Consider the following 18212-nt stretch of genomic DNA (forward strand, 5'->3'; position numbering starts at 1 on the left):
TGCCGGGGCGGGAGGCGGCGGCGGCGGCGCACTCGCCTCGGGCGCGCCGCCACACCCCATCAGGCTGGAAAGCAGCAGCAGGGCTGCCGAAGCCAGGAACGTCTTCCCAGGCTTATTGGACAAACGGCAAGCCCCGAAGCAGGGACCGGAAGCGGAAAGCTGATCAGGACTGGCCATCGTCTCCACGCTCAACAAGATCCCTGAAGCGATCGAGATTGGCCTGCAATTCCTTGGTGACGATGCCGCCAAGGATGGAAGGCTCCATCAGTGGTGCGAGCACCCCAGGGAGTTCGTAGCTCACCGTCAGTCTGACGACAGTGTGCGAATCGCCCTGAGGATAAAAGCGAACGGCGCCTTTTGTGGGAAGCCCCCCCACCGATTCCCAGTGCAGTTGCTGGGCCTCGACACGCTGGGAGATGCGGGCCTTCCAGTGGAAGCGGAAGCCCTGGGCTGCCAGGGTCCAATCGGTGATGTCCGGATCGTCGAGGGTGACCACCGACTCGATCCAGCGCATCCAGCGGGGCATGGCCTCCAAATCACTCCACACCTCCCAGACCCGCTGCACCGGGGCCTTGATCTCCGTGGTGACGCTGTGCTCCAGCCAACGGCCCATGATCGTCAGGCCGCCGCGCCGATGGACGCCATCGCCACCGGCTGACCAAGAATCACCCCGGCCGCCAGGCGGCCGCTCATGGTGGCCCCCTCCATCGAATCGATGTAATCCTGCTTGGTGTAGCTGCCGGCCAGGAAGAAGTTGCTCACCGGCGTGCGTTGCTCAGGCCTGAACGGTTCCATGCCAGGAGCCTCCCGGTAGAGCGATTGGGCCAGTTTGACCACATTGCTCCACAGCAGCGTGAGTTGGCTGGCGGACGGAAACAACTCCCGCACCTGGGCATCGACGGCCGCCACGATCGTCTCGTTGCTCTTGGCGATCCAGGGATCTCCCGGAGTGAGCACGCACTGCAGCAGGGAGCCCTGGCCTTCGCGGCGGTAGTCGGCAGGGCTGGCCAGGGCAAGATCGGCGAAGCAGCTGAAATCGGCGTCTGCGGTGTACAGCAGGTTGTTCAGCCCGCTGGGGTGCTGAAGATCGGAGCGGGCGGCAGTCTGGGCTTCGCCGTCCCCCAGTTCGGTCACCCAGCCGTCGTAGCGCAGCTGCACGGTGGCCACCGGCACGGCCTCCAGCCTGTAGATGTTGTCGAACTGCTCGTAGCGGCGCCAGGCGCTGGGCAGCAGTTTCTGGATGCCCGGCACATCGCAGGCGGCCAGGTAGGCATCGGCTTCCACGTGGATCTCTCCCTCGGGCGTGCCCAACCGCAGACCCGTGACCTGCGGCGCCGCCGTGGCAGGGCTGTTCTGCCCCTCAGCGTTGGCTCCGTCGCTGGTGCAGAGCTCCAGCACCCGATGCCGCAGGTGGAGCCTGGCGCCGCGGGCCGTGATGTAGTCGAGGATCGGCTGATGCAGCCAACGGTGCGGCGAGCCCTTCAGCAGGTTGAGCTTGGAGGCCTCGGTGCGGGTGGCGAACATCAGAAAGATGGTGAGCATGCACCGGGCCGAGATCGAGGCGCAGTCGATGAAACCCAGCGCGTAGGCGATCGGATCCCACATCCGCTCGATGCTCTTCGGGCTGCCGCCATGGCCGACGAACCAGTCGCGGAAGCTCATGCGATCCAGCGCCCGGATCACCCCCATGGCGCCATCGGGATCCACCAGGCCCCGCACGATCGGGCTGGTTCCCAGGGCCAGGGCATTGCGCAGCTTGTCGATCCAGTCGAGCTGCGGGGTGGTGAAGAAGGCCTTGAGGCCGTTGAAGGGGGCGCCGACGGGGAAACGGAAATCGAGCGCGCGGAGGTCGCCGCCCTTGTTGACGAACAGATGGGTGTGCTCCTTGGGCAGCAGGTTCTCAAAGGCCCCCACCTTGCGCATCAAGGCGAAGAGGTTGGCGTAGTTGAAGAAGAACACGTGCAGCCCCATCTCGATGTGGTTGCCGCCCGCGTCTTCCCAGCTGCCCACCTTGCCGCCCACAAAAGCCCTCGCCTCGTAGAGGTCCACCTGATGGCCGGCGTCGCAGAGATCCACTGCAGCCGCCAGACCGGCCAGACCCGAACCCACGATGGCGACCCGCACCCTTGACCTCCCGTACCCGGCGACTCTATGGAGCCGGAGTGGGCGGCGGCGTTCGGATGGCCGCTCCCGCCAGGGCTGCGGCGGCCCGGGCGTCAGCGGGACGGGGCTTCGAAAACCGGCCACCCTCCATAGAGTGATCGCACGACGTTTCCCTTTCCCCCAGGCTCCCGCCCATGAGCAGCTCCACCCCAGCGGCCCCAGCCGCTCCCGTCACCCACACCGGCCGCGATGGCAAGGGGATCCTGATCACCGCCCCGGCCATGCTGCAGCTGGCCACGTTGATGCGGCAACAGGGTGAGGAGAAGCTGCTGCGGGTGGGCGTGCGCTCCGGTGGCTGCAGCGGCATGAGCTACACCATGGATTTCATCGAAGCCGCCGGCATCCGCGCCGACGATGAGGTGTATACCTACGAACCCAATGGAGCCCCCAGCTTCCGCGTGGTGTGTGATCCAAAGAGCCTTCTGTACATCTATGGCATGCAGCTGGATTTCAGCTCCGCTCTGATCGGTGGTGGCTTCAACTTCACGAACCCCAACGCCAGCCAGACCTGTGGCTGCGGTAGCTCCTTCGCGGTCTGAGCCAGCGGCTTGATGGCACGGCCTGACCCCAGCACTCTGAACCGACCTCCGGCACCACGACCTGCAGACCTCCTGCGGAGCTGAGCCACTGCTCCATGCCGTGGGAATCTGAGGGGCTCTACCTCGCCGCAGTGTCCACGATGGCCACGGACGCTTCCACCGAATCCGCCTTCGAGCAGGCCATCCGCCGCTATCAGGAAGGTGCCGAGCCCGCCGATCTGATCCCCGAGTTCCGGGCGATCACGGCCGCCGCCCCACGGCTGGCCGCAGGCTGGACCTGCCTGGCCTGGCTGCAGCTGCTCGACGATCAGCCCGTGGCGGCGCTGCGGTCGGCGCGTACGGCCGTGAAGCTCAATCCGCAGGATCCTCAGTCGCGCGTGAACCTTTCGGTGGCCATGCTCGAAACCGGCGCCAAAGGCGTGCGCGAGCACATCGACATGGTGCTCAGGGTCACGGCGGTGGCTCCGGAGCTGGGTGAGGAGCTGCAGGAATCGATCGCCGATGGCCTGCACCGTCGGCCCGGTTGGACCTCGCTGGAGAAAGTCAACGCCTGGCTGAAGGGGTGATCGGGACGGTGCCGGCCCCAGCCATGGTCCCGAAACGCGTCCTGCTGATCAGCAATGGGCATGGGGAAGATCTCAGCGGCAGCCTGATCGGCCAGGAACTGGTGGCGCACGGGGCCGAAGTGGCGGCGCTGCCCCTGGTGGGCCACGGGAACGCTTACCGGCAGGCGGGGATACAGGTGCTGGGCCGCACCCGCACCTACAGCACCGGCGGGCTGGGCTACACAAGCCTGGCGGGCCGCCTCACGGAATTGCTGCAGGGGCAGGTGAGCTACGTGCTCAGGCGCCTTGCCCTTTTCCTGTGCCAGGGGCGGCACTTCGATCTGGTCGTGGTGATCGGCGATGTGCTGCCGGTGGTGGCGGCCTGGCTGAGCTGCCGGCCGGTGGTCACCTATCTGGTGGCCTACTCCAGCCATTACGAAGGGCGTCTGCGCCTGCCTTGGCCCTGCGGCTGGTGCTTGCGCAGCGGCCGCTTCCAGCGGGTGTACAGCCGCGACAGCCTCACCGCCACTGACCTCACGGCCCAGCTGGGACGCCCGGTGCACTTCCTCGGCAACCCCTTCCTGGACCGGGCGCGGGAGCCAGCGCCGCCGCTGCAGCCGTTGGAGCCGCACTGCAGCCCCGGGGCCAGGCTGCTGGGGCTTCTACCTGGAAGCCGGCTGCCGGAAGCGCTGCGCAATCTGGAGCTCATGCTGAAAGTGCTGGTGCGGCTGCCGCCGTCCTGGCAGCAACAGCAGCGGCTGGAGCTGGTGGCGGCGCTGGTGAAGGATCTTCACCGGGAGCTGGTGGGCCGCTGCGCCGCCCCGCTGGGGTGGACCCTGCAGGGCGATCGGCTGGAACGGGGCCCGCTCGTGCTGCACCTGGTATGGGGAGGCTTCGCGGCGGTGGTTCAGCAGAGCGATCTGCTGCTCTCGATGACAGGCACGGCAGCCGAACAGGCCGTGGGTCTGGGCAAACCGGTGCTGCAGCTGGTGGGCCACGGACCGCAATTCACGGTCAGCTTCGCCGAGGCGCAACGCCGGCTGCTGGGCTCGTCCCTGGCCTGCAGCGATGGCGAGCCCGGTTCGGAAGACAGCCTGGCCGGCACGGCGGAACTGGCCACCGGCCTGCTCACGGCCCTTGCGGATCCTGCCTTTTCAGAACGCTGTCGCCGCAATGGCCACGAGCGCATCGGGGGTCCCGGGGGCGCTGCCAGGATGGCCCGAGAGATCCATGCGGTGTTAAGCGATGTCTGAGCCGCAATCCCTGAGCGTTCGCCTGAAGGGCTGGCTCGACAGCCTCCTGGTGGCCAATGTGTTTCTGGTGATCGCCGGAGCGGTGTGGTTCGGCCTGGCGATCGCCCTGCACAGCCGCAGCGTCGACGCCCCCCTGAAGCTGTTTCAGCAGCTGTGGGAGCCCCTGTTCACCCCGGCGATCGGGCTGCTGATGGCGGCGGCCGTGCTCAGCGGGATCCTGGGCTGGTGGCAGCGGCGAGCGCAGCGGCAACATCCGGATACTGGAAGCTGAATCCCTGCTGCTGCAGGCGTTCGGGCACCACATGCTGGCCCTCCAGCACCACCTTGGCGCCATCGCCGAGCATGAGCTGCAGAACCGGGGCCGGCACCGGCAGCAGGCTTGGGCGACCCAGCACGTCCCCGAGGCTGGTGGCGAACGACTGCATGGTCACCGGCGTGGGCGCCACGGCGTTGTAAGCCCCCACATAGGCCGGGTCCACCAGGGCGGCGGCGATCAACCGGCAGAGGTCGGTGCGCTCGATCCAGCTCATCCATTGGCGGCCCGAGCCCACGGGCCCCCCGAAGCCGGTGCGGAACACCGGCAGCATCTTGCCGAGGGCGCCGCCGTCAGCGCCGAGCACGATGCCGATGCGCAGCTTCACCACGCGGATGCCCACTGCGGCTCGATCAGCCGCAGCCTCCCACTGGGCGCAGAGCTGGCCGAGGAAATCAGCCGCCGGTGGTGAGGCTTCGGTGAAACTGCCGCTCGGGCTGGTGCCGTAGTAGCCCACGGCTGAACCGTTCACCAGTACTCGGGGCGGGGTGCCCAGATGGCCCATGGCCTCAACCAGCTCTGTTGTGGTCACCAGCCTGCTGTCGAGCAGGCGCTGGCGGTGTTGTGGGGTCCAGCGGTGGTCGGCGATCGGCTCACCGGCCAGGTTCACCACCCCTTCGGCAGCCGCCAGAGCCTCGAGCACTTCGGGGCGCCTCCAGGTGGCCGGCTCGGCAGGATCCCCCTGCAGCCGGGCCACATCCGGAGGCCCTAGGCCACTGGCGCTGGAGCTGGCCGGCTGACGGCTGAGCAGCGTGCAGCTGTGCCCTTCCCGCTGCAGCAGGGGCACCAGTTCACGACCGATGAAGCCGGTACATCCGAGCAGAAACAGCCGCACAGCAGGGAGGACGCACGTGGATCAACGGTAGGGCTGGCACCGGTGGCAAAGGCGACCGAAGAGGGGCACTAACCTGCGCGCATCGATCACTGTCGTGATGGCTGACACTGCACCCGCACCGACGAAGCCCGCACCGATCAAGAAAGGCAGCCTGGTCAAGGTGAGCGCGGCGCGCTATGCCAGCAGCCTGGAAGCGGCGGCCAGCGATCCCCAGCCACCGGCCTACCTGTTCGAGGGTCCCGGCGAAGTGCTCGCCGTGAAAGGCGATTACGCCCAACTGCGCTGGCGCCTGCCTGTTCCCGACGTGTGGCTGCGGCTCGATCAGCTCGAAGCCTGCTGAACCGTTTCAGAGATCCAGCCGGTTCAGAGATCCAGCCGGCGCCGCTCCTCCTTCATGAGGGAGCGGCGTTGCTTGGCCTCCCGTAGCATCTCGCGACCGTCGTGGAGGTAGCTGTCCACGTAGCCGAGCGTGTAGCGCTCCAGTTCCGCCAAGGCATCTTCCACCTGGCTCAGGCAGTGGTAGAGGCTGAGGCCAAAACCCTTGGCCGCCGACGGGCAGGCCATGGACCTGTAGAGCGTCTGTACTCTGTCGAGCTTGGCCTTGCTTTGCTCCAGGAAGGCGCAGAACGCCTCCATCAGCACGTCGTCGTAGGGATCGGCCGCGAGGGCGCGCAGCTCACCCGGGAAGGCCAGGATCACCTGCCCCAGCAGACGATCGATCGGCGCATACACCCGTTGCAGCCACACCAGCAACTCCCCGTCACGGGCCGCGCCCCTGCTGCCTGCGGCTGGGGTCTGCACACGCGCACCTCGCGCTGGCGGCGGCCCTCCATCCCCGAGGGCCGGGCTGTGGGTGCTGTCGTAAAGCCGGCGACGCTCATGGTCTCCCAGCACCTCCCAGGCGGCATTGAGCGCCACGATCGTGGCCGCATCGCCTCCCGCATCGGGATGGTGCTGCTTCACCAACTGGCGATAAGCCGCCTTGATCTCCGCCGCGCTGGCCTGAACGCCAACGCCGAGCACGGCATAAGGGTTTGCGGAGGTGGGGGAAGCGGCCATCCAACAGCCCGGTAGCGGAGCCATCATCTCCACGCCGAGGGCGGAAACGCGAAAAAAGGCCCCCCGTTTCCGGGAGGCCGTGAGGTGGTGTGTGAGGGCAGGTTGAACCGAGTGCCGGTCTTCAGAAACGGAAGGTGGTCTGCACGAGGCCGCCGAACACGTTGAAGGTCTGGTCGGCGCCGGTTTGCTGGCCGAGCGGGCGGCTGAGGTAGAAGATCGCCGGGGTGACGGAGATGTTGTCGGTCACCTGGAACTTGTACCACCATTCCCAGACGAAGTTGCCGTCGTTCGGGGTGGTTTCCAGGCCCGAGGTCGTGCCGGACTTCAGCTGGGTGGCGAACACCGGCTGGCCCACCGCCATACCGGCGGCGTTGCCCTTGGCGAACACATCAGACCATTCCAGGCCGACGAACCAGCTTTGCGACTCGCTCACGAAGGGGGTAGCGAACTCAACGCCGCTGGCTTGGGTCTCGTTGCCGGAGAGGCTGTTGAGACCCCAACCAATGCTGATGGAGGGGATGAAACCGCTCTTCTTGGGCTGCCAATAGGCGTTGACTGCCACGCTGTTGGAATCACCGTTGGCCAGGAACCAGCTGTTGGAAGCGGCGAAGTTGGTGCCGCGACGGAAGTTGGTGGCCTGTTGGCCGTAGCGGTAAGCCGCTGAGATGTTCCACTGTGGGGTGGTGTAGTTCAGCTGGGCGAGGAAGTTGCCGCGGGCGCAATCGGTGCCGATGCCACCTTCATCGCTGGAGCAGCTGAAGGGGTCGCCATCGAACGAAGTGCCCGAATCACCCTGCTGCGCCACATAGCTGGCGCCGGCGCTGAAGCGACCTTTGCCCTTGGGAACGTTCTGCCGCCAGGTGATAGCAGCACCAGCGCCAGTGGCCTTGTTGTAGACGCCGGGAGCACCGTGAAGGGTGAAGAGATCAAGGATCTTGTCGCCCTTGCCGTACACCGACGGGGTGACCGCCAGCATTTCGGTGTTCCGGGCCTTGGGACCAACGGTGATCGCTACGTCGCGACCAACAGGGAAGCGATACCAGAGACGGTCGATGCCGACCACATCGGAGCAGTTCCGGTTGCCGGTGCAGCTCGTCTGACCAAAGCCGTTGCTGGCGATGTCCAGAGCGGTGAGGTTGAGACCGTTGCCATTAAAGGCGTTGTTGAAGTTGCCGGAGCGCAGGCGGGTATAGAGCTGATCTTTGCCCGTGAAGCTGGTGATTAAGTTCAGACGAACGTCATAGTTGAACGAGGTGGCACCGAAGCGAGCGTTGTAGTTCTCGCTGTCATTGCCACTGGTGATTGAGGATGTCCTGAAGCGCCCACTCGTGCTGTTGCCGCCGGCGTTGACAGCACCCAGCACGAAGGTGGCCTGACCCTGGAGCTTGGTGGTGGTGGAGAACTGGGTAGCTTCCAGCTCACCCACTTTGGCTTCGAGGCCATCCACCCGGCCCTTGAGAACGGCCAGTTCGGCTTCGAATTCCTTGAGCAGGCGGCGCAGCTCGTCGGTCACCTCGGTGATGCGATCGAGGCAGGCATTGAGCAGAGCGGCAGCTTCCCAGCGGCTGAGGGCCTGCTTGCCGCGGAAGGTGCCGTCGGGATAGCCAGCGACGCAGCCGTAGCGCTCGATCAGGTTCGAGAGCGCCTGATAGGCCCACTCGGTGGGCTGAACATCAGAAAACTGATTGATGCTGGTGACCTGTTCCTTGACATTGGCATAGCGATTGACGCCATCCATGTTCAGCTCTGAGGCCGAAGCTGCCACGGGGGCGAGCAGGCCAAGAGCGGCAGGAGCCAGCAACAAGTGCTGAATGCGATTCATGAGAGTCCTCACACCAATTGAGGGGATGCTTCTGTAGTGAAGCCTGCAAATTGTATGAACTGACAACGCGTATAGCCTGGCTTGAGCTACCCGAGCATGTATTCCAGGCGACATTCCATGCCTCCCCTGAAGTGGGGCCCAGCCTGGAATCCAGCCAACAAAAAGCCCCACCAGATGGCGGGGCGAAAGAACTGAATGCTTCGTCAAGGTTCACTTGAATCGACGTAGTCGCCTGAGCAATGTGTGAGGGGCTCAGAGGAGACGATTCAAGTGAAGGAAGGCAGAATCAGAACTTGAAGGTGGTCTTGACGATACCGCCGAAGTTGCTGAACGATTCGTTGTTGAACTTCTGATCTTGACCGAGAGGAGCGCTCAGGTAGTAGATCGCAGGAGTCACGCTGATGTTATCGGTGACCTGGAACTTGTACCACCACTCCCAGGCATAGTTGCCGTCATTGGGTGACAGGGTGTCGTTGTCGCCAGACTTCGTGAGGAAGGTGGGCTGACCGACGGCCATACCGAGGGAGTTACCCTTGATGAACACATCGCTCCACTGAAGACCGACGTACCAAGACTGGGTCTGAGCACCGTCGATCACACTCTCGAGAGAACCGGCGGAAGCAGAGTCAGCGCTGTGGCCGTTGATGCCCCAACCGGCGCTGATCGAAGGGATCCAGCCGGAGTTGGAGGGCTGCCAGTAACCGCTGATGCCCACCGAGCTCACCGAGGTGGAGAGCCCGAAGCCGGTGACGGCCAGAGGGGTGCCATTGCCGCTGTAGAGGCCAGCCTGACCACCCTCAGGGGTGGTGTAGACGTAGGCCACAGCCAGGCCCCAGTTGGGCTGGGTGTAAGCAATCTGGGCAGTACCCGTTTGGGCCGCGCCAGAGGTGCCGATGCCACCTTCGCTCGGGTTGCCCGAGTCACCGTTGGCAGAGACGTAGTTGGCGCTGATGGTCCAGCCACCGCTCTTCCACCACAGACCGGCACCTGCACCAAGGTTCAGGCTGTAAGCGCCAGGAGCACCGGCGTAGGTGAAGATGTCGAGGACGGTGTCAGCGGGGTACACGCTGGGCCAGACGGCCAGCATGTCGTCCTGACGGACACGGCCACCAACGGTGGCGGTGAAGCCGGTGCCGATGGGGAATTGATAGAAGAGGCGGTTGATCGCGACCACGTCGCCGCAATCAGCGCCGGAGCCGCAGTTCTCCTCGAAGGCAGCTTCAAGGGCGTTCAGGCCAACGACCGGACCGCCGGCCCAGGGGCCGTCAGCAAAGTTGCCGGCGCGCAGGCGGGTGCGCAGCAGGTCCTTGCCGGTGAAGCTGGTATCGAAATTGAGCTGGATGTCGTAGTTGAAGGCCGTGGCGCCTTGCAGAGCGCGGGCTGAGTCAACAAGACCGTTATTGGAGCCGCTGTAGGAGTTGGCTCCGACCACGAAGGTGGCCTTACCGTTCAGCTTGGTGGTGGTGGAGAACTGGCTGGCTTCCAGCTCGCCGACTTTGGCTTCGAGGCCATCAACCCGGCCCTTGAGCACGGCCAGTTCAGCTTCGAATTCCTTGAGCAAGCGGCGCAGCTCGTCGGTCACCTCGGTGATGCGGTCGAGGCAGGCGTTGAGCAGAGCAGCGGCTTCCCAGCGGCTGAGGGCTTTCTTGCCGCGGAAGGTGCCGTCGGGATAGCCAGCGACGCAGCCGTAGCGCTCGATCAGGTTCGAGAGCGCCTGGTAGGCCCACTCAGTGGGCTGAACGTCGGAGAACTGGTTGATGCTGGTGACTTGCTCCTCAGAGGCGTACTGGTTGACGCCGTCGAGGTTGAGCTCTGCAGCAGACACGGCCATCGGGGAGAGAAGCCCCAGAGCGGCAGGTGCCAGCAGCAGTTGCTGGAAGAGTTTCATTGTGTCCTCACACAAAAGGGGGCGCAATGCGCCGACCACATCTTCACGGCAGTTCAAGCAGCCACCAGGCCGGATGTGACAGAAATGACAATGGACAGTGAGCGCCATGGCTTGCCAGGCCGCCATCGGGCGAGCACCGGCCGGTCCAGAGTGAGGGGCCCGGCCCGCAGACCCTGGCTTTCCGTTCTTCTCGCCCCTGGCTGTGGTGGCTGGGTCTGAGCGTGATCTGGCTGGCGGGCACCTTCGCCGACCGGCTCTGGTTGCAGCTCGACCAGCGGCTGCCTGCCTGGGATCAGGCCGAATACCTCAACAGCGCCGTGGACCATGGCCGCGCCCTGGGACTGCTGGCCGGCGGCGGCTGGCAGGGGTGGAGCGCCCTGCTCGATCTCTCCCCGAAGATTCCCCCGCTGGCCAGCCTGGTCAATGGCAGCGTGATGGCCTTCAGCGGCGACAGCCCCGATCAGGCCAGCTGGGCGCTTGCTATCTGGCAGCTGCTGTTGCTGGCGGTGGTGGCCTGCTGGGGCCGGCAGCTGGGCGGGCCGCGCTTCGGCCTGCTGGCCGCCGCGCTCGTGTGCCTGGCGCCGGCCCTGGCAGCGCTGCGGGTGGATTTCACCCTCGACCTTCCACTCACCGCCACCGCCATGCTTGCCCTGTGGCGGCTGGGGTGCTGGTACGCCCCCGCCCCGAGGGGCGGACGCTGGAGCCAGGCGCTGGTGGCGGCAGCGGCGGTGGCCACCGCGGTGATGGTGAAGCAGAGCGCCCTGCTGGTGCTGTTGCTGCCATGCCTGTGGGCGGCGGGCACCGGGCTGGGCCAGCCGCAGCGCCGCCTGCAGACCCTGGCCGCCCTGGCCCTGGTGCTGACCGTGGCCCTGCCCTGGCTGAAGCACAACTGGATCACCACCCTCGGCGGGACCAACCGGGCGGTGATCGAATCGGGCGCCGCCGAAGGGGATCCATCGCCCCTGAGCCTGGCCAGCCTCTTCTGGTATCCAAGGCTCTTCCCGGCCCAGCTCGGTGCGCCGATGCTCGCTGTCGGTGCAGCCGGAGGGGCACTGGCCCTTTGGCAGCGCAGACGCCCTGCTGATGCTGCTACTGGTGCTGCTGCTGAGCCGCCCGATCAGGGCTCAGGGCCGCCTACGGAATCCGGTGGCACGGGCTCCGGCTGGGGGTGGCTGCTGGGTTGCGCCCTCGCCGGCTGGTTGGTCACCAGCCTCAGCCCGAACAAGGATCCGCGTTACATCGCGCCGGTGCTGCCGCTGCTGGTGCTGCTGCTGGCACGGGGTTGGTGGGTGCTGCTGCAGGCGGCCCGTGCCCGCTTCGGACCCTGGCTGGGGGCCGTACTGCTGGGGGTGGGCCTGCTGGGAACGGGTGCCACCACCGCCTCAGAGCGTGTCGGCGAGCTGGAGCGGCGCGCGGAGTCCCCGGTGCCTGAGGCGATCGAGGCGGTGCGTCAACGCGTGGGCACAGCTCCCACCACCGTGCTGGTGATCCCCAGCACCGCTGAGGTCAACCAGCACAACGTGAGCACCTTCGGACGCCTGGGGGGCGGGCAGATCCTCGGGCGGGAAAGCGGGAAGCAGAAACGGGAGCATGCCCTGGTGCTGCAGCAGGCCCAATGGCTACTGCTGGCCAGCGGCGACCAGGGCACGAAGCGCAAGGAATCCAGGCAGCTGAGCCGGAGCGTGCGCAGCGATGGCCGCTTCGAGCGCGTGGGCAGCTGGCCGTGGACCAAGGGCCGCCAGCTAGAACTCTGGCAACGTCGCGCCGCTGCGCCCGCGGCCGTGCCGTTCGATCGCCGCTTCATCACACTCTCCCGCGGCCTGGAGCAGGGCCCGGCCGGCCTGGGTGCCGTGTTCGACGCGATCGGACCGGAACACCAGCTGGACGGGCATTTCCTTTACCAAGCACGTGTGCGCCGCTGGGCGGAGGCCCGCCTCAGCGCCAACCCCAACGACCGCGAGGCGCTCTGGGCACTGGCGCTGCTGGACGTGCTGCTCAACCGGCCCGCCGCGGCGGAAGGCTGGTTCAAACAGCTGGAGGCGGTGGACCCGGCCAATCCGTGGCCGAGCGCCTACCGTTCCGTGGTGCTGCTGGCCGATTGGCGCCCCTGGCAGGCGGCGACGGTGGCCGAGGCGGCGCGCCTGCGCCACGACGAACCGGTGCTGGACGGGCTGGTCCATGTGGCCGGCGTCCTCGGCGGCGATCTGCGCCGCCTCCCTGGCACCCACGCCGCCGTCGAGGCGGCGATCGCCTCGGTGGAGGCGCGCATCGAGGCCGGCGCCAAAGAGGGCCGGTAGCCTCCTGCCCACGCCTGAACTCTGCTGATGGCCCCTGCGGCGCCAGCTTCCCCTTCCAAGCCCGGCGCGGCCCTGCCGTTGTGGTTGCCACTGCTGGTGGGGGCCGGGTTGCGGCTGATCCAGATCCAGGCCCCGGTCCTCGGCATCCACAGCTGGAGGCAGGCAGACACGGCGGCGATGGCTCGCAACTTCGCCGAGCAGGGCATGAACCTGCTCACACCCCAGATCGACTGGGGCGGCGCCGGCAGCGGCGTGGTGGAAGCGGAATTTCCCTTGTATCCCTACAGCGTTGCCCTGCTCTACCGCCTGTTCGGGGTGCAGGAGTGGCTGGCGCGGGGCCTCTCCGTGCTCTGCAGCCTGCTCACGATCGTGCTGGTGGTGCGGATCGGCCGCCAGCTGCTGGGGGAGCGGGCCGGCTGGTGGGGCGGACTGTTCTATGCGGTGTTGCCGATTTCGGTGTTCTACGGGCGCACGGTGCAGCCGGAGGCGACGCTGATGCTGCTGGCGGCTCTGGCCCTGGAGCGCTTTCTGGCCTGGCTGCGCACCGGCAGGCTCGCAGCCCTGGGAATCTCCTGGCTGGCCTTCACCGCCGCCTGTCTGATCAAAGTTCTGCCGTTCGTGTGGCTGGGCCTGCCGTTGCTATGGCTATGGGGCCAGGCCCACCAGTGGAGGATCCTCCGGCGATCAGGCAGCTGGATGTTTGCCCTGTCGGCGGTGGTGGTGACGGCGGCCTGGTACTGGCATGCCCACAAACTGGGGCAGGCCAGCGGCCTCAGCTTCGGCTTCTGGGGCGGCGAGGCCAACCGTTACAGCTGGGCCGACCTTTTCGCGCCTGGCTACTGGCTCGGCCTTGGCCTGAGGGTGGCCGTGCGCAACCTGGCGGTGCTGGGGGTGCCGTTGCTGGTGCTCGGCCTGCTGCCGCGCGGGAATGGCGACGCCGCTGCCAATCGAGGCGCCGCTGCCCCCCCCGACGCCCTGCCGGGGCCACAGGCGCACGTGCTGCCGGTGGGGCTGGTGGCCGTGCTGCTGGCCGGAGCTCTGGCACCTGAATCCAGCGCGGTGCATGAGTATTACCAACTGCCGCTGATGCTGTTCGCCTGCCCACTGATGGGCCTGGGCTGGGTGCGGCTGCGGCGCCAGGCCGGTGTCTGGGGGCGGCAGGGTGCCGGGGCACTGCTCACGCTGCTGGTCGTGGTGAGCCTCACGGTGCTGGCTGTGGATTACTGGAGTCGGGAGCGGGTGGCCGGATCCCCGGTGTGGGAGCTGGCGCAGCAGATCCAGGCGCGCACACCGCCCGGGGCCAGAGTCGTGGTGATGAGCGGTTCCGACCCCACTGTTCTTTATCTCGCCAACCGCAAGGGATGGCTGGTGAGTCCCAAGCGGCTGATGCGGCGTGATGCGGCAGCCTGGCGAGCCGACGGCGCCGATGCCCTGGCCGGCAGTTATGCGGTGATCGAAAGCTATGCGCCCTTCCCCGAAGGCGAGGCCAAAACGCGCTTGAAACGCTGGGTCTGCGACCAGCCACCGGGCTGCCAGAGCGGGCCCAGTTTCGTGATTCCGCTGGCTCCCGGGGCCGGGCGGCCGGCAGGCTGAGCCGATGACCGTCCTGCACCCCCAGACCCCTCCCCGCGCCATTCCCTGGCGGGGCCTGCTGCTGCTCTGGCTGGCCGCCGTGGTTCTGGCTGTCGTGGGTCTGGGCAACCTGCCCCTGCGCGACTGGGATGAGGGGATCGTGGCGCGGGTGTCGCTGGAGATCGCCAACAGGGGGCTGCCGGAAGGCTGGCTGCCCACGATCTGGGGCAGCCCCTACCTCAACAAGCCGCCCGGACTGCATGTGCTGATCGCCGCCGCCATCGGCCTCTGGCGCCAGCTCAGCCAGGCGCCGGCGGAGGCGCTACCGCCGGAATGGGTGGTGCGACTGGTGCCGGCACTGCTTTCCTCCCTGGTGGTGCCGGTGGGGGCCCTGGTGCAGCTTCAGCTGCGGCCGGGCGACAACCGTGCCGCCCTGGCGACCGCGGCGATCCTGCTCACCCTGCTGCCGGTGGCGCGCCACGGGCGGCTGGCGATGCTGGACGGCGCGCAGCTCACCGCCATGGGGCTGCTCTGGTGGGCACTGTTGCGCAGCCGTTCCGGCCGCACTGGAGCGGGTTGGCGCTGGGGGCTGGTCGCCGGCCTGGCGGGCAGTGCGCTGCTGATGTTGAAGGCCCCGATCCTGTTGCCGGTGCTGGCCGCCGGCCTGGCCGCCCTGGTGCTCGATCCGGAGCGTCCGCGCCGTTCGCTGGTGCCGCTGCTGGCGGCCCTTGGCGTGGGCCTGCTGCCCGGGTTGGCCTGGCACGGCTGGCATGCGCTCATGCGCGGCAGCGATGCGCTCTGGCTCTGGGGCGGCGACGGCGTGACGCGGGTGCTGCTGGATGCGGGCGAAGGCAGCCAGCTGGGCTGGCGGGTGCCGGTGATCGAGATGCTGGAAGGTGGCTGGCCCTGGCTGCCGCTCTGGCCCCTGGCGGTGGTGATCGCCTGGCGCCAGCGCCACCGCAGCTGGGGGCGCTGGTGCCTGGTGCTGCAGCTGGTGATCGCCGGGTCGATCCTGCCGCTGCGCACCCAGCTCCCCTGGTACAGCCACCCGCTCTGGCTGCCGTTCGCCCTGCTCTGCGGGCCGCTGCTGGCGCAGATGCTGCAGGCTCGGCAGACCCGTCCGCCTCTCCAGCTCGTTCCAATCCTGTGGTCCTGGCTGGGTGGCGGCCTGATCCTGCTGGCCCTGGCGGCCGCAACAGCCCGGACCGGACTGCCGAGTGGGACCAGTCTTCTTGTTCTGCCGGCGGGCGTAGGGCTGCTTGGGGGGGGGCTGCTGCTGCTGCGCCCGGCCGAACGGCAGCGCCGCCGCGGCCTGGTCCTGCTGCTCGCGGGCTGGTGCCTCTCCCTGCTGCTGCTCTTCCATAGTTCCCTCTGGAACTGGGAATTGAACGAATATGACGACGTTCGCCCCGTGGCCAGCCTGGTCAGGGATGCGGCGACCGAGCCGGACCATCGCCCGATGCCGATCTACATGGCCGGACAATCCGGGCGACGTCCAAGCCTGAGCTGGTATGCCCAACGGCCAATCGAACGGTTGCCGTCCCGGGCAAGCACCGGTTCTCCGAGCCCGTTCCTGTTCATTGAGAAAGCCTCCGCCCCCCCTCCGCCCATGCTTCTCCAGCCCGGCGTCCGCTGCCGCCTGAGTGGGCTGGGCGAGCAGGACTGGCGCCTCTGGCGCTGCACACTCGCGTCTCAATCCGATGACCCTCGCCCCTGAACGACGCTCCTGGAGCCGCGCGGTTCTGACTGCAGCCGTGCTGTTTGCCGTGGTTGGCCTGGCCCTGCAGGCATGGCGCCTCCAGGTTCTCGCCGCTTCCTACGACCAGGGCATCTTTCTGCAGGTGCTCTGGAACAGCCTGCGGGGCCACCCCTTCGAGAGCACCCTCTCCTCCCAGCTTTCCGCCAGCGTGGTCCACGACGGCCAGTTGCCCAGCCTGGGCTATCACCGCCTGGGGCAGCACTTCACCCCGGTGCTGCTGCTCTGGGCTCCCTTGGTGGGTCTGCTGGGAGCGGCAGCCTTGCCCCTGGTTCAGGTGGGGCTGATGACGGCGGCAGGTCTGGCGCTGCATCGGTTTGCCCTCGAGATCCTGGGGAGCAACAACGATCGGCTGGCCGCTCTGCTGGCCTGCTCCTTTTTCGGAGCCAATGCCGTACTCGGCCCCACCTGGGGCAACTTCACGGATCTCTGCCAGTTGCCCCTGGCCTTTTTTCTGCTGATCTGGGGATTGCGCCGACGGAGCTGGTGGCTGGTGGCGCTCTGCACCCTGCTGATTCCGTTGATCCGGGAGGACACCGGCGTGCTGCTGGTGGGGGTGAGTCTGTGGATGCTGCTGCGACGACGCAGGGAAGAGTGGCCTTTGGCGCTCCTGATTGGTGGGGTGGGGGTCAGCTGGGTCCTGATCGTCACCAATGTGTTGATGCCTCTGTTCAGCGAAGACAATTCACGCCGGTTCATGGTGGAGAACTTCGGCCACTTTCTCGGTGATCAGGATCGCGCCAGCAGCCTGGAGGTGGCGGGAAGGATCCTTTCAACGCCCATGGCGCTGATCAAGGAACTGTTCAGCGAACCTGGGCACACGCTTCGCTACCTGCTCGCCCAGAGTCTGCCGCTGCTGTTCATTCCCTTGATCTCCCTGGACAGCTGGCTGCTGATGGGGTTGCCATTCCTAGGTTTGCTGCTGGCGGACGGGAAGCCACCACCACTGGCCATCAATGTGCGCTACGCGCTGCTGGTGGTCCCGGGCTTGTTTGCAGGGGCCGTGCTCTGGTGGGAGCACCATCAGGACACCTTCCGTCGACCGAAGTTTCGTGCCGTTTGGATCGGGGCAATCGGGCTGTCGATCCTGCTGACGATCAGCAGCAACCCCAATCGCAGCCTCTCGTTCGTCATTCCCGACAGCGTGCAGCCCTGGATTTACTCCAACCCAGCCCAGCTCTGGGCCCATGGCCAGGCCGCCCGGCGCGTTCTCCAGCAGATCCCCCCAACGGCAACCGTTTCAGCCACCACCCCGCTGGTTCCTTTGCTTGCTGAGCGGGAGGTGCTGGTGCGTTTTCCCCGCAGTTGGCGCTATCTGGACAGGCAAGGAAAGCCCCAGGAGGTTGACTGGATTGCTGCAGATCTTGAGATGCTCAACAGGAATCTCAGGGTGTCTGATGGTGATCGCAAAGAGCTGGTGCGCATCCTGGAAATGATCCCCGATCTTTCGCCCGGCTATGGGGTTGTCGATGTTGATGGGGGCATCGTGTTAATGGCCAGAGGTGCGGTGGATCATGCCGATGCCCAGGAGCGCCTTGCTCGCCTGGTGGGATCATTGAAGCTGGAGCGAGAATCCAAAAAGTGACTTCCTTGGAACAAAGAACCCGATCGAAGATGAAAAATCTTTCTCCATAGAAAGGCTGCTCTTCAATCAATACCCTGCCTCCAGAATGAACGATGCCCCCATTCAGCCGATTGCTGAATGGGGGCATCGCCGGGTCCGCTCTGGCGCGGAACCGAATGAACTCAGATCAAGCTGCCTGGTATCAGACGGCGTTCTCCGCGATCAACAGACCCTTGCACATGGAACTTTGGCTCACAAGCACCTCCTCCCTTGGGGGATAACGCCAGCCGGTGACGCCTTCGGAGCGAAACAAGGGAGAAAACTCCGAAGCCTCGCCCCACGGCACTGCTGACACAACCCATTGATCTTAGAAGAAAACCTGAGAGATCTGCAACAGTTGGGGAACCAACAAAAAAGGCGCCCCGAAGGACGCCAAAGTTGAATTGATCCTCTGGAACTGCCTGATTGACTTAGGGCTCAGAGAGCGTTACCACGGGGCAGAACCTCTTCAGGGAAGACGAAGTTTTCATGCGGCTGGTCAGCCGGTGCCATCCAGGCACGCAGACCTTCATTCAGAAGAATGTTCTTCGTGTAGAAGGTTTCGAA

At 66.4% G+C, this 18212-nt stretch carries 15 protein-coding genes and 1 pseudogene; 9 read left to right on the forward strand and 7 right to left on the reverse strand.

Features of this window, described 5'->3' with window-relative positions:
* Window positions 1–163: 163 nt before the first annotated feature.
* Both KBY86_RS14870 and zds read right to left on the reverse strand, forming a co-directional pair.
* Window positions 164–613, reverse strand: coding sequence for an SRPBCC family protein (locus KBY86_RS14870; RefSeq protein WP_255141703.1), 450 nt, complete (start codon window positions 611–613; stop codon window positions 164–166).
* Between the two features lie 5 nt (window positions 614–618).
* A complete protein-coding gene (gene zds / locus KBY86_RS14875) occupies window positions 619–2124 on the reverse strand; it encodes a 9,9'-di-cis-zeta-carotene desaturase (RefSeq protein ID WP_255141704.1) in 1506 nt (501 codons plus the stop codon).
* Window positions 2125–2297: 173 nt separating this feature from the next.
* Here zds and KBY86_RS14880 point away from each other — a divergent pair, with 173 nt between their 5' ends.
* From KBY86_RS14880 to KBY86_RS14895, 4 genes are all read left to right on the forward strand, one after another.
* Window positions 2298–2702 (forward strand): iron-sulfur cluster assembly accessory protein, encoded by a 405-nt coding sequence (locus KBY86_RS14880; protein ID WP_255141705.1) that lies wholly within the window; start codon window positions 2298–2300, stop codon window positions 2700–2702.
* Between the two features lie 140 nt (window positions 2703–2842).
* A complete protein-coding gene (locus KBY86_RS14885) occupies window positions 2843–3268 on the forward strand; it encodes a hypothetical protein (RefSeq protein ID WP_399221665.1) in 426 nt (141 codons plus the stop codon).
* A 23-nt stretch (window positions 3269–3291) separates the two neighbouring features.
* The gene (locus tag KBY86_RS14890) at window positions 3292–4500 is read left to right on the forward strand and encodes a lipid-A-disaccharide synthase-related protein (protein ID WP_255141707.1); all 1209 of its coding nucleotides are present in this window, start codon (window positions 3292–3294) and stop codon (window positions 4498–4500) included.
* Window positions 4493–4771, forward strand: a complete 279-nt coding sequence (locus KBY86_RS14895; protein WP_094514828.1) for a hypothetical protein — start codon at window positions 4493–4495, stop codon at window positions 4769–4771. Before KBY86_RS14890 ends, KBY86_RS14895 begins: the two co-directional genes overlap by 8 nt.
* Here the strand turns inward: KBY86_RS14895 and KBY86_RS14900 are convergent.
* Window positions 4707–5648 (reverse strand): TIGR01777 family oxidoreductase, encoded by a 942-nt coding sequence (locus tag KBY86_RS14900; RefSeq protein WP_255141708.1) that lies wholly within the window; start codon window positions 5646–5648, stop codon window positions 4707–4709. The two genes, KBY86_RS14895 and KBY86_RS14900, sit on opposite strands and share 65 nt — an antisense overlap.
* Window positions 5649–5745: 97 nt before the next feature.
* On the opposite strand from KBY86_RS14900, the gene ndhO reads away from it, so the two are divergent.
* Window positions 5746–5988 (forward strand): NAD(P)H-quinone oxidoreductase subunit O, encoded by a 243-nt coding sequence (gene ndhO, locus KBY86_RS14905; protein ID WP_094514834.1) that lies wholly within the window; start codon window positions 5746–5748, stop codon window positions 5986–5988.
* A gap of 23 nt (window positions 5989–6011) precedes the next feature.
* Here the strand turns inward: ndhO and KBY86_RS14910 are convergent, their stop codons facing one another.
* The 3 genes from KBY86_RS14910 to KBY86_RS14920 form a co-directional block, all read right to left on the reverse strand.
* Window positions 6012–6707: a J domain-containing protein gene (locus KBY86_RS14910; RefSeq protein WP_255141709.1), complete on the reverse strand. Its 696-nt coding sequence runs from the start codon at window positions 6705–6707 to the stop codon at window positions 6012–6014.
* Between the two features lie 121 nt (window positions 6708–6828).
* Complete coding sequence (locus KBY86_RS14915) at window positions 6829–8529, reverse strand: iron uptake porin (RefSeq protein WP_255141710.1); 1701 nt, start codon at window positions 8527–8529, stop codon at window positions 6829–6831.
* A gap of 286 nt (window positions 8530–8815) precedes the next feature.
* Window positions 8816–10417 carry an iron uptake porin gene (locus KBY86_RS14920; protein ID WP_255141711.1) on the reverse strand — a complete coding sequence of 534 codons (1602 nt, stop codon included), beginning with the start codon at window positions 10415–10417 and terminating at the stop codon, window positions 8816–8818.
* 221 nt (window positions 10418–10638) lie between these two features.
* Between KBY86_RS14920 and KBY86_RS14925 the strand changes: the two genes are divergently transcribed.
* From KBY86_RS14925 to KBY86_RS14940, 4 genes are read left to right on the forward strand one after another with little or no spacing between them, the layout of a single operon-like run.
* Entirely contained in the window at window positions 10639–12714 is a 2076-nt protein-coding gene (locus KBY86_RS14925; protein WP_255141712.1) for a glycosyltransferase family 39 protein, read from the forward strand.
* A 27-nt stretch (window positions 12715–12741) separates the two neighbouring features.
* Window positions 12742–14307: a glycosyltransferase family 39 protein gene (locus tag KBY86_RS14930; RefSeq protein WP_255141713.1), complete on the forward strand. Its 1566-nt coding sequence runs from the start codon at window positions 12742–12744 to the stop codon at window positions 14305–14307.
* 4 nt (window positions 14308–14311) lie between these two features.
* Entirely contained in the window at window positions 14312–16003 is a 1692-nt protein-coding gene (locus tag KBY86_RS14935; protein WP_255141714.1) for a glycosyltransferase family 39 protein, read from the forward strand.
* Window positions 15987–17627, forward strand: coding sequence for a DUF2079 domain-containing protein (locus tag KBY86_RS14940; protein WP_255141715.1), 1641 nt, complete (start codon window positions 15987–15989; stop codon window positions 17625–17627). The genes KBY86_RS14935 and KBY86_RS14940 overlap by 17 nt, the downstream gene beginning before the upstream one ends.
* A 456-nt stretch (window positions 17628–18083) precedes the next feature.
* On the opposite strand, the pseudogene KBY86_RS14945 reads toward KBY86_RS14940, so the two are convergent.
* Window positions 18084–18212, reverse strand: a pseudogene (locus KBY86_RS14945) (photosystem II D2 protein (photosystem q(a) protein)); the annotation flags it as partial.

The sequence above is a fragment of the Synechococcus sp. Lug-A genome (assembly GCF_024345655.1).
In the GTDB taxonomy this organism is placed as follows: Bacteria; Cyanobacteriota; Cyanobacteriia; order PCC-6307; family Cyanobiaceae; genus MW101C3.